The organism is Pseudoalteromonas sp. OF7H-1 (genome assembly GCF_022347825.1).
GTDB classification, from domain to species: Bacteria; Pseudomonadota; Gammaproteobacteria; order Enterobacterales; family Alteromonadaceae; genus Pseudoalteromonas; species Pseudoalteromonas maricaloris.
The window spans coordinates 166,952-179,456 of sequence record NZ_JAKRFX010000010.1 but is presented as its reverse complement, the minus strand read 5'-3'; the positions used below and the strand labels follow the sequence as shown (position 1 = coordinate 179,456).

Annotated in this window: 6 protein-coding genes; 5 read left to right on the top strand and 1 reads right to left on the bottom strand. The window is 45.3% G+C overall.

Annotated features, from left to right (window positions below; genetic code table 11):
- Positions 1–25 precede the first annotated feature (25 nt).
- Positions 26–1,324: a PAS domain-containing methyl-accepting chemotaxis protein gene (locus MHN30_RS14175; RefSeq protein ID WP_130166004.1), complete on the top strand. Its 1,299-nt coding sequence runs from the start codon at positions 26–28 to the stop codon at positions 1,322–1,324.
- 206 nt (positions 1,325–1,530) lie between these two features.
- Here MHN30_RS14175 and MHN30_RS14170 read toward each other — a convergent pair whose 3' ends face one another.
- Complete coding sequence (locus MHN30_RS14170; RefSeq protein ID WP_130166005.1) at positions 1,531–3,369, bottom strand: choice-of-anchor I family protein; 1,839 nt, start codon at positions 3,367–3,369, stop codon at positions 1,531–1,533.
- Between the two features lie 318 nt (positions 3,370–3,687).
- Here MHN30_RS14170 and MHN30_RS14165 point away from each other — a divergent pair, with 318 nt between their 5' ends.
- The 4 genes from MHN30_RS14165 to MHN30_RS14150 all read left to right on the top strand — a co-directional run bounded on the left by MHN30_RS14165 (position 3,688) and on the right by MHN30_RS14150 (position 12,293).
- Positions 3,688–5,967 (top strand): CHRD domain-containing protein, encoded by a 2,280-nt coding sequence (locus MHN30_RS14165; RefSeq protein WP_239360089.1) that lies wholly within the window; start codon positions 3,688–3,690, stop codon positions 5,965–5,967.
- 199 nt (positions 5,968–6,166) lie between these two features.
- Positions 6,167–7,543: a glycerophosphodiester phosphodiesterase family protein gene (locus MHN30_RS14160; RefSeq protein WP_039491772.1), complete on the top strand. Its 1,377-nt coding sequence runs from the start codon at positions 6,167–6,169 to the stop codon at positions 7,541–7,543.
- Between the two features lie 236 nt (positions 7,544–7,779).
- A complete protein-coding gene (locus tag MHN30_RS14155) occupies positions 7,780–9,525 on the top strand; it encodes a methyl-accepting chemotaxis protein (RefSeq protein WP_130166007.1) in 1,746 nt (581 codons plus the stop codon).
- A gap of 386 nt (positions 9,526–9,911) precedes the next feature.
- Positions 9,912–12,293, top strand: coding sequence for a TonB-dependent receptor (locus MHN30_RS14150; RefSeq protein WP_239360088.1), 2,382 nt, complete (start codon positions 9,912–9,914; stop codon positions 12,291–12,293).
- Positions 12,294–12,505: the final 212 nt, after the last annotated feature.

Here is a 12,505-nt window from a genome sequence, read left to right as displayed (position 1 = left end):
CATATTGTTTGTTACGGAATAGCTTATGAACTTTTTTCGAAAGCCAAATCAAGAAGTTGAAAATTTGACCGCTGAACTCAACCGTGCTCGGGCATTACTTTCTGCGATTGATGAAGCGGTCGCAAAAATTGAATTTACACCCGATGGTCAAATAGCTGCAGTCAATCAACATTTTCTCGCTGTCGTGGGTTACACAGAGGCTGAAGTGATAGGACAGCACCATCGTATTTTTTGCCACAAGGACTACGTAAATTCTCCGGAATATCGCAGTTTCTGGGCAAGCCTTAAGCGTGGCCAAGCTCAGTTTGGTAATTTTGAGCGCTTTACCAAAGCAGGTGACGTAGTTTGGCTCGATGCGACCTATTTTCCGGTTGAAGAAAATGGCAAAGTGACCCGTATTGTTAAAATTGCGAATGACATCACAGCAGAAAAGCTCACTATAAAAGCACAAGAAGCGATAGCTAACGCACTCAATAAGTCCATGGCAACCATAGAGTTTACACCCGAGGGCGTTATTTTAGATGCGAATCCAAATTTCACGGCAACTGTGGGTTATAAACTCAGTGAGATTAAAGGTCAGCATCATCGAATGTTCTGTGACGACAGCTTTTATAAAGAGCAGCCACATTTTTGGCAAGAGCTGGCAAAAGGCCAGCATAAAAGTGGTCGCTTTCATCGCTTAGGTAAGCATGGCGAAGATATTTGGATTGAAGCAACGTATAACCCTATCTTTGATGAACATGGCAAAGTCATTAAAGTGATAAAGTTTGCAACAAATATCACGGCGCGGGTGCAAAAAGCGCATCGAGTCGCACAAGCTGCTGAGGTTGCGCAGGTGACATCAGAGCAAACCGAGCAAATAGCGGCCCGTGCGAGCTTGCTGTTGCAAGAATCCGTCAGTACCTCCGGGCTTATTTCTAATCAAGTGCAAAGTGCAATGGCCGCGATAGCACAGCTTAATGAACAGTCAAAAGGGATTTCGGCAATTGTGTCTACCATCAGTGCGATTGCAGAGCAAACTAACCTACTTGCGTTAAATGCCGCGATAGAAGCCGCCAGAGCGGGCGAGCAGGGAAGAGGGTTTGCGGTGGTAGCCGATGAAGTAAGAAGCTTGGCAGCACGTACTTCGCAGTCGACCAACGAAATCAATGATGTGGTAAATCAGAATGAAGTGTTAACTAAAGAAGCCACCGCACTGATGAATACGGTGTCTGAAAGCACAGAGCTTGGTCTTGCACAAATCGATGAAGTGAATAAAGTGATGAATGAAATAAAGCAAGGCGCAGAAAACCTCACAAATACGGTCAAAGGATTGTCAGAATAACTTAATAATCGCCGCATAAAGCGGCTCCCACCAAAAGCCTGAATATGGTGTAGAAGCGAGTTCACCCCGCGAGCTTTTCATCAAAATCGGCGCGTAAAGTGGCTCACACCAAAGGCTTGAATATGGTGTAGGAGCGGGTTCACCCCGCGATCTTTTCATCAAGATCGGCGCGTAGAGCGCCTCCCACTGCGACTAATGTGAATGCTTTATTTTTCAGCGATTTGCCATACTGCAACTGAGCCGGAAATTTCATTACCGATCACCAATAAGGCTTCGCCAGTTGCACTTTTGTCGGCAGGAATAAATGCCATGCCCTCTGGGGCTAAGTCGCCACTGATTTCGGCATCTTCAACTAATCCACGGTTGTAAAAATAATCTTCAAACTTAACATCGTAAGGGTTGGTGATATCGTAAACCATGATACTACCCATACGCTCTAAGCCAACGAATGCAAAAGTGCGTTCACCAATTTGACCTAGCGCTAGTGCTTCCGGCTCTGGGCCTTTTGCATCGGAGCGCGTATCGCCTTCATTGGTGTCTTCATCATTGTTAAATTGTGCGCCATGCACGGAGGCTGTGATCCGCTCGATTTGATCGCCTGAGTCGAACACCACAAGGCCGTTGCTATCCCAAATGGTGAATGAACGTGCACCATAGGTGTACAGCGCTTCATATTGGCCGTCATTATTTTCATCGCCTTTCACCGTTGTGACTTTAAGGCGACCAATGTCGTCATCGTCATTATTGAGATAAGCAAAGTTGCTTGCTAGGGTAAGATCTTCGGCACGGCTCTCATCAATGTACGCTAAACAGCCATCGTCTTTATCGTAATCTAGACCACCTTTCGCGGTACAGTCGGCTTCATCGGCAGCATCAAAAAAGTATTCTCTACCATCACCTTCGTTAGCAGAGACAATAAAGTTAGCGCCTTTCCACGTGTAGCTAGAGATAGTGTCTGGCTGATACATGCCATAAAGACCGGGGTACTTTTTAAAATTGATCTTTTTATCTTTATCCGAGGCATCCATGGTGTAATTAGACCAGTCTTTGAATCCCAAACCGACTAAATTAAGGCTGTTGTCACTTAGATCTACGATAGCGAGTGCGTTGTTTTCTTGAATTGAAACATATGCGAAGCGGTTGTCTTTAGAGATGGTGACATATTCCGGTTCTAAATCCATCGCAACTGTCGTATTAATAAGTTTGCCATTGATAGTGCGACCAGTTGGATTGGCGAAGACAATGCCTTGTGCTTCTAGCTCAGCTTGCTTGGTGTTAAATGCGCTAAAGTTTAATTGTGTTGCTGTATTTGCAACTACGCCATTTGTAATGTTGATAATGCTGATGCTACCTTCAGGATCAACGCTGTAGTCACCTGCGGGTTCCCCTTCATTTGCGACCACGACCTTGCTGCCATCATGAGTAAAGGTAACCATATCAGGTAGTGCACCCGCCGTTACATTTTTAACAAAGGCCGGAGTTGCACCTGAGATATCATAAAAAGCGATTTGTCCTGCGTCACCCGTAGTCTTGGCAGCCATTGCAACTGCCAATAGTTGGTTGTTTTCGTCAACTGCAATACTGTTTGCGTCGCCGGGTGTATTGTCGTTTAAGTTGATTGTCATGGCTGATGTTAAATTTGTAGCGGTAATAACACCTTCATTATTTTTGACCAGAGCGGCCGTATCAAAGCTGGTTGCTGGAATAACTTCAACCACAGCGGCACTGCCTGAACTATTAATGGCATATATCCATTTTTTGGATGCTTGGTAAGCGACAATTTCAGCGGCGCCTTCAGGGCTTTCTGCATTAAGCACTGCGCGTCCCACAAGACTTATTTCAAGCACGCTATTGGCGTTAGTGCCATTGGTTCCGTCTTGTCCGTTTGCTCCATCTTGGCCGTCGGAGCCATTTTGACCATCGTTACCATCTTGTCCGGCAACGCCTTGTTGCCCTTGCGAGCCTGTGGCGCCATCGTCACCATCAAGTGAACAGCCAGTGAGAAGAGAAAGCAAAGAGAGCGCGATAAGTGAGTGCTTAAACATAAAATATCCTGATTATTATTGTTAAAGCAGCTACTTAATCACAAAAATATGACTCTTATATGGCAATGAGGTTTCACAATTATTGTGAGAAATTCATTGATATCACTGAGCTGGAACTAATGCCATTCAAGCGTTAGTACCATCGGTATCAAAGGGTGATCAGGCAAAAGTTGGTATTGCGGTTGGTGCAATTAGGTACAGACAAAAAATATACAATAATTTTGCAAATTTGATGAACTTTTATTCAACTCTGTTCGTAAGGGTTAGCTATGGGTGACAAAAGTCATTCTTTTTAACCGAGTCTACAGGATGAGTATAATGAAAAAGTTTATAGTAAGTGCCAGCCTCATGCTTCTTATGGCATGCAGCGATAACGACGATAACGATACTGTTACACCTCCGCCACCCCCGCCAGTCCAAGAGTTTTCAGCGACTAAGACCTTTGAATTGATGTTATCAGGAAAGCAAGAAGTACCGATGAATACGTCAATGCAAACCGCTTCCGCAACAGTTGAGCTTGATGAAAATCTGATGCAATTCAGAGCAACACTCGACTACAGCGACGTCGAAGGTTTTAGTGCTGCACATATTCACGATGGTGATTTGGGGGCGAATGGCGATGTGGCATTCGCTTTTGAAGCATCAGATGACAATAAGGTCAGTATTCCAATCACAGATCTGTCTGAGGATCTAATTGAGGATATGTTGGATGGTGATTGGTATATCAATCTACACACCGAAGCCTTTCCAAACGGCGAGTTACGCGCTCAGATTGTGCCAGACACGGTAAGCGTGATCACGTTCAAATTAGATGGCTCACAACAGGTGCCAATGAATGAAAGTAGTGCCATGGGGTATGGTTATGCGTCATACGACAGCACCGACGGCGAGCTTTATCTTCGCGCGGTCACTATGGACGTCGATGATGCCACTGCAGCACATATTCACACTGGCCGCATTGGTATGAACGGCGATGTGCTTGTGGTGTTAGAGCAGGACGACGAAGTAATGACAGACTGGGTAACGCCAGATGACACGATGATCGACGAAGCGACGTTGAACGTTTTGCTCTCGGGTGGACACTACGTCAATGTTCATACGCCAGAGCTACCAAATGGTGAGATCCGCGGCCAAATCTTGACGAACAATTACGCCGTTGCGACATTTGACTTATCCGGCAAACAGGAAGTGCCAGCAGTAGCAACAATGGCATCCGGTGATGGCTATGCCCTTGTTAACACTGATAACTATGAAGTAGAGCTCAGAGTTGTCACTAGCGGTGTTGAGGATGCAACGGCGGCACATATTCATACCGGTCGGATCGGTATGAATGGTGATGTTTTAGTGAGCCTTGAGCAAAGCACCGATGATATGAATGTATGGATGACGCCAGACAACACTATGATCAATGCTGAGATTTTTGCGGTACTCGCATCGGGTGGTCACTATGTTAATGTCCATACTCCTAGCAATCCAAGTGGTGAGTTACGTGGCCAAATTCTTACCAGCAATTATGCGCTCGCTACATTTGCGCTTTCAGGTCAGCAAGAGGTTCCTGCAGTATCGACAATGGCGTCAGGGGATGGCTACGCACTGGTTAACATGAACGATTATGAAGTTGAACTTCGCGTAGTGACAATGGGTGTTGAAGATGCAACGGCGGCACATATTCATACTGGCCGGATCGGCATGAATGGTGATGTTTTAGTGGGCCTTGAGCAAAGCACCGATGATATGAATGTATGGATGACGCCAGACAACACCATGATCAATGCTGAGATTTTTGCGGTACTCGCATCGGGTGGTCACTATGTTAATGTCCATACCCCTAGCAATCCCAGTGGTGAGCTACGTGGCCAAATTCTTACCAGAAATTATGCGCTCGCTACATTTGCGCTTTCAGGTCAGCAAGAGGTTCCTGCGGTATCGACCATGGCGTCAGGGGACGGCTACGCATTGGTGAACATGAACGATTATGAAGTTGAACTTCGTGTAGTGACAATGGGTGTTGAGGATGCAACGGCGGCACATATTCATACTGGCCGGATCGGCATGAATGGTGATGTGTTAGTTGGCCTTGAGCAAAGCACCGATGATATGAATGTATGGATGACGCCAGACAACACCATGATCAACGCTGAGATTTTTGCTGTGCTCGCATCGGGTGGTCACTATGTTAATGTGCATACACCAGCAAATGCGAGTGGTGAACTCCGTGGTCAGATCCTCACTGACAACTACACGTTGGTAGCGTTTCCATTGAGTGGCGAGCAAGAAGTCCCAGCCGTTACAACCACAGCCACTGGTAGTGGATATGCTTTGGTAAATCGAAACGGCTTTGAGCTTGAATTACAAGTCCTCACCTCAGGTGTTGCCGATGCAACGGCTGCGCATATACATACTGGCATTGCTGGTGAAAACGGCCCTGTGTTATTGGCATTAATGCAAGATAGTAGTGATGCCAATCGCTGGATGGCTCCGGCCAATGCAGCATTGACAGCGGAAATATTTGCGATTCTGGCAGGCGGTGGTCACTACGTAAATGTGCATACACCAGCAAATCCAAGTGGTGAGTTAAGAGGCCAAATAGCTAATTAACCGCTTAGATAATTATCTCGCATCTAAGAGTCTGTTAAGTGCAGGCTCTTTTTCTTTATATTCAAATTACACAACCATTATCAAGTCAGGGGAGTTATATTTAGTTAAAAAGATGTAACAAAAAAATCATGATTTGTTCCCGTAATCGTAATGCAAAGCCTCTAGCGTAAGCCTTCTTTAAAATAATAATGGTAATACAATGAATAAGATAAGCGTTTGTTCTGCGATCGTAGCTGCATTATTACTGAGTGCATGTGATGATGATTCTGTGGAGGTTGTACAGGTTGAAAAGCCGGTGATCACAACGGAGACTGAAATAAAAGTCGTTGAAGTTCCGGTAATTGTGGAAGTGCCAGCAGGTAGCGCAAGTGCCATGCAAGTGGGCACACGTCCTGATTTCTTGATTCAAGATATGGAAGACAGTGCACTCAAAACCAAGCTTGAGCAGTGTGCTAACGGGCCTTTTTATAAAACAGACTTTTCAATTGGACACCGTGGTGCGCCAATGCAGTTTCCTGAACACACCAAAGAATCTTATATTGCGGCGGCTAAAATGGGTGCTGGGATTTTAGAGTGTGACGTTGCCTTTACCAAAGACAAAGAGCTGGTTTGTCGCCACTCACAATGTGATTTACACACTACAACAAATATTTTAGCAACGGATTTAGGCCAAAAATGTACAACACCATTTGTACCAGGCGATCCTGAAAATGGAATTGCAGCCCAAGCTATGTGTTGTACCAGCGACATTACTTTGGCTGAGTTTAAGACATTAAAAGGTAAAATGGATGCCGCAAACTCAATGGCCACAACCGTAGAGGAGTATATGGATGGCACGGCAAATTGGCGCACCGATTTATATTCGAGCCGTGGCACTTTAATGACCCATGCCCAGAGTATTGAGTTATTTAAAAGTTTAGGCGTGAAAATGACGCCAGAGCTGAAGACTCCGTCAGTCGCTATGCCTTTTGACGGTTTTACACAAGAAGCCTACGCACAAAAAATGATCGACGAATATAAAGCTGCAAATGTAGATCCAAAAAATGTCTGGGCGCAGTCATTTAATCGGGACGATGTCGTCTATTGGATAAAAGAAAATCCAGAGTTTGGCGCACAGGCAGTGTATTTGGACGACAGGTACGAAGCGCAGGCGGTAGACAATGAAACCATGGTATCAGCAGAGCAAATCGTGCATAACCCAGAGCTATTGTCGCCAACGATGGAAGAGCTTGCAGCGGATGGTGTTAACATTATCGCACCACCTCTGTGGATGTTATTAACCGAAGAAGGAGGGGAAATCGTACCCTCACCTTATGCCAAAGCTGCAAAAGCAGCAGGGCTTGAGATCATCACTTGGACACTAGAGCGCTCTGGTCACCTAGCCAGCGGCGGTGGTTGGTACTATCAAAGCATCAACGGCAGTCTGTCAGGTGAGGCGATGATAGATAATGATGGCGATACTTTTAAAGTGCTAGATGTATTGGCCAAAGAGGTTGGCGTAATCGGCGTATTCTCTGATTGGCCAGCAACGACCACTTACTATGCAAGCTGCATGGGTATGCCTGCCAGTATTTAAGCGGTGTTTATTGTGGTAGGGGCGGATTTACCCCGCGATCTTGTCTTTAATGATCGCCGCTTAAAGCGGCTCCTACCAAGGGTTTGAGTGTGTTGTAGGAACGGGTTTACCCCGCGATCTTTTGATTTGGTTCTCACTGTTACTTTGTCAACTCTGTTTGTTCCTAATTCTATGCTAGAAGAATCTCAACCCCTGCACTAGTCTTTATTGTGAACGCTTCAATAAAGGCTAGAATCATGAAGTTAAACTCTATCCGTATCCTCATGACCACTATCTTCGGTGGCATTATTGTTTTTGTCGTCATCGTTACCTTATTGGTTGTTAACATGTACAACGCCTTGCTTGATTTTGAACGAATGGCTGACAACCGCTATAAAGCCTATCAACTGGCCGACGAATTAAGACAAAGCTCCGACGATTTAACGCGCTTAGGCAGAACCTATGCGGTAACTGGCAACGATAAATACGAAAAGATGTATATGGATGTATTAGCAATTCGTAATGGCGACAAGCCTAGGCCTGAAGGCTACCATAAAATTTATTGGGATCTGGTGCTTAACTATGGTGAGAAACCAAAACCAGACGGTCAGCGAGAAGTATTACTCGATGCCATGAAAGAGGCGGGCTTTAGCCAAAAGGAGCTCAACTACTTAAGTGAGGCACAAGCCAATTCCGATGGCCTTGTTGCATTAGAAGTCGAAGCCATGAACGCCGTAAAAGGTAAGTTTAAAGATAGTGCTGGTAAGTACACCATTCAAGGCGAGCCCGATTTGAACAAAGCGGTTAAGCTTACTCACAGTGATGATTATCATCGCTATAAAGCCAACATCATGAAGCCAGTTGAATCGTTTTTTACTGAACTTGAAAACCGTACTAAACAAAATGTTGTACAGGCCCACAGTGCTGTAGAGTCTTATGTGTTGTGGGCTATGGTGATGTTAGTAATAACCGTATGTTTCAGCTTATTCGGCGTGTATTTAGTTCGTCGTCGTATTGTGAAACCGATAGAGTTACTTGGTAGAACTTTTGAAGAGATAGGTAGTTCAAACGATCTTAGAAAAACGGTAGACGAAAGCGGCGCTACAGAGATTAAAGCGGTGGCCAATATCGTAAACCGTATGCTCAATAGCTTTAAAAATACAGTCACGAATATCGGCTCAGCAGGTGGCGCGATGTCACAATCTTCCAAAGAAGTGGCGCATTTTATTCGCAGTAATAAAGAGATAAGCGAAGAACAAAATGCCCGTCTTGAAACCATCGCCACGGCTGCGGAAGAAATGACCGCAACACTCAATGAGGTCACGTCCAGTACAGTGAGTACCGCAGATTATGCCAATCAGGTTGAACTTGAAGCACGGCGGGGGATGGAAGTGATGTCGCAAACCAGTCAGCAGTTTAGTGATTTGTCAGTGCGCTTTGACGAAACTGCGAATATTATCTCTGAGTTGACTGAGCAAAGTGACCAAGTGTCAAATGTAGTGAGCGTGATCCAAGCTATCGCAGAGCAAACTAACCTGCTTGCATTAAATGCAGCCATCGAAGCGGCGAGGGCGGGAGAGCAAGGCCGTGGTTTTGCTGTTGTTGCAGATGAGGTACGGACCCTTGCACAAAGAACCCAAAAATCCACCGAAGAAATTCGCGATATCATCAACCAGCTGCAAACCAAAGCGGGGAGTGCGAATACAGCCATTCAGCAAAGCCAGCACCAAGTGCAAGCGACGGAAGAGCAGGTGATGGTATCTTCCGAAGTGCTCGATAGTATCTTTGAAGCGGTGAGCAAAATCAAAGACTTGACTCAAGGTGTCGCCACCGCCTCACAGGAGCAGTTATCGGTAACCGAAGACATTAACACCAATATCAATGGCCTGAGCGATATTTCCAAAGAAGCAATTAAGCGGATGAATGAGTTTATGGCCATTGTTGAGCAGTTAGAGCAAACCAGTCATCGCCTCAACGACAATGCAAGGGAATTTACTGTTTAGCTTGTAGCAAGCGCTTTACGCGGTGGTCTCTTCTTTACTGATCGCCGCATAAAGCGCCTCCCACCAAGGGGTTGAATATGTGGTAGGAGAGGATTTACTCCACGATTTTATCTCTAATTATCGCTGCATAAAGCAGCTCCTACCAAGGGGGTATTTGGTAGGTGTGGGTTTACCCGCACTTCTATCTCTAATGACCGCCGCTTTACGCGGCGATCTCTCCATGAGCAAGACCAAGAAAAATCAATAAACCTACAACGTCCCTTAAATATGATCTAAATCAAAAATGCAAATGAGATTAATTATCAATATTTTTGACTTTTGTTCAGTTTCCATTTAGAGTACGCGCCAAAATTTACTTTAATGCAATAAATTTTGGGATATTAACAATGACAAACACGCCTTTTAAACGTGGTGTACTTTCTGCTTTGGTGCTTTCTGCCCTTAGTCCAGTTGCTTTTGCTGATTCGGTAAAAGCGCAGCCGGACATGGAGCGCATCGTGGTAACTGCGACTGGCTTTGAGCAAAAAATACCAGAAGCACCAGCGAGTATTTCAGTGATCACTGCTGAAGACATTCAAGCTCAGTCCTATACGACTTTGCTCGATGCCGTGAAGTACCAAGAAGGCGTGGACATTGGCACAACTCGAGATAAAACCGGGCAAGGCAGCGTGAGTATGCGCGGTTTAACAGGTGAATATACGCTGCTTCTTATCGACGGTAAGCGTCAAAACAACCACGGTGATATCTACCCAAATAACTTTGGTGGTAACGCGTTTAACCATATTCCACCTAAAAGTGCCATTGAGCGAATTGAAGTCATTAGGGGGCCAGCTTCTACACTTTACGGCGCAGATGCGATGGGCGGCGTAATCAACATTATTACTAAAAAGTCAGTAGATGAATGGACCGGCAGCATCGATTTTGGCCGAAGCCTACAAACAAACGACCAGTTTGGTGATGACATTACCACTGACTTTAGTATCTATGGACCTTTGGTTAAAGGTTTACTCAACTTTTCTGCTCGCGGTAGCATTTATGAGCGTCAAGCATCGAACCCTGAGTTTTCACCTGCAATCGATCCAAATGGTGAGCTGCATCATCGTGAACTTGGTTTTGGTAGTGGTGGTAGAACGGTTGATAACACTAATACGCAACTTGGTGCGACATTTGTATTTACGCCAAACGACAACCACACTGTTACTTTTGACTACGATATCTCAAATCAAGAGTACGATAATACACCAAACTACGACGTTGAGTCGGGCAAAATTACCTATCCGCTTGGCACCAAAGACAACATCGAATCAATCTGGCAAGACCGTCGCGGTGTGGTAAATCCACGTGCAGGTTATGCGGCGGATCAAGAATTTGACCGAAGCTGGTGGTCACTAACGCATCAAGGTACGTTTGGTGATATTGAAACCTTTGTGTCATTGGCGTTTGTTGATACCGATAACAATGGCCGTACTATGCCACTCTCTGTTGCAGAGCGTAAACTACTACAAGCCATGTACGATGGCAGTGGTAAATATGCCGATATGGAAGAAGCAGAACGTAAAGCGCTTGCTGAAAGCACATTCTTACCACGTCCAAAGCGTACACTGAACAGCAACCAATATACGTTAGACGCGCGAGTGGATATTCCTGTTGACGATTTACTTGGCGATCACGTGTTTGTTGTGGGCGGCCAGTGGGTTGACGGTGAATTGCAAGATGGCGTATTTGGTATGGAGTCTGGCGTTGATCAAGGCGTTCAGGAACACCAAATGTACTCGCTATTTGTAGAAGATAACTGGTACTTAAGCGATCCGCTAACAGTTACAGTGGGTGTCCGTCACGATAACCACGATGTATTTGGTAGCCAACTTTCTCCGCGCCTATACGGTGTATACGAGCTGTCTGACGATTGGACAGTAAAAGGCGGGATCAGCACAGGTTATAAAACGCCACAAACGACTGACTTATACAATGGTATCACCGGCTTTGGTGGTCAAGGTACGTCACCGTTTGCAGGTAACCCAGATCTTGAACCAGAAACCAGTGTAAACAACGAAGTTGCATTGTATTGGACGCACCCAACAGAGAACCACAATTTTAATATCACTTACTTCTCAACGGAGTTTGACGATAAAATCGCCCGTGGTGACACCATCAAGAGCTGCTCTGCAACCAATGGTGCAAAACCATGCGTGAATTTGGGTGTATACGACGAGCTTGGTTACGATACTTATAGCCAAAAAATCAATATCGACAAAGTTGAGATCCAAGGTATTGAGCTTGCAGGCCGTTACCAGTTCACCGATACAATTTCACTTTACGCAAACTACACCTGGACTGACAGCGAGCAAAAGAGTGGCCCTCAAGAAGGTCAACCACTAACCAATACCGCTGAGCACATGGCAAATGCCACGGTAAACTGGCAAGTAACGGACGAGTTTTCACTAACGCTAAATGCTGAAATGCGCTCTGATCGTTACCGTGGCTGGGACAACAACCTAGACAAAGCCATGTACTACAAAAACTACAACCTACTGCACTTAGGTGCTAAATACACCTTTAACGACAATGTTACTGTGTTTGCGCGTATCAATAACTTATTAGATGAAGACTTTACGTCTTATAGCACAGATTACAACGACTTAAACGGCGATGGTAAATACGAATACCTAAGCGGCCGTGGTGTGGTAAGTGAAGTCGTATTTAGCGACGACTACAACGTAAAAGACAAAGCCCGCAATATTTGGTTTGGTGTAAACGTGACGTTTTAATATCCATGTAAAGTACTACTAGATTGCAAAACTCAAAGGAGGTGCAATTTGCACCTCCTTCTTTATTGCCACTTGTGCAGGACGCGGCGATCTTTTCATCAAGATCGCGGAGTAAACCCACTCCCATCACACAACACTGCCGCTAGATAATTGCCCAAATATCACCGCTGGTAGGAGCCGCTTCACGCGGCGATCTTTTCAACAAGACGCGC

What these genes read in the sequence shown, in the direction of transcription:
- MHN30_RS14175 (WP_130166004.1), top strand. Translation starts at nt 26, where the DNA reads ATGAACTTTTTTCGAAAGCCAAATCAAGAAGTTGAAAATTTGACCGCT.
- MHN30_RS14170 (WP_130166005.1), bottom strand. Translation starts at nt 3,369, where the DNA reads ATGTTTAAGCACTCACTTATCGCGCTCTCTTTGCTTTCTCTTCTCACT.
- MHN30_RS14165 (WP_239360089.1), top strand. Translation starts at nt 3,688, where the DNA reads ATGAAAAAGTTTATAGTAAGTGCCAGCCTCATGCTTCTTATGGCATGC.
- MHN30_RS14160 (WP_039491772.1), top strand. Translation starts at nt 6,167, where the DNA reads ATGAATAAGATAAGCGTTTGTTCTGCGATCGTAGCTGCATTATTACTG.
- MHN30_RS14155 (WP_130166007.1), top strand. Translation starts at nt 7,780, where the DNA reads ATGAAGTTAAACTCTATCCGTATCCTCATGACCACTATCTTCGGTGGC.
- MHN30_RS14150 (WP_239360088.1), top strand. Translation starts at nt 9,912, where the DNA reads ATGACAAACACGCCTTTTAAACGTGGTGTACTTTCTGCTTTGGTGCTT.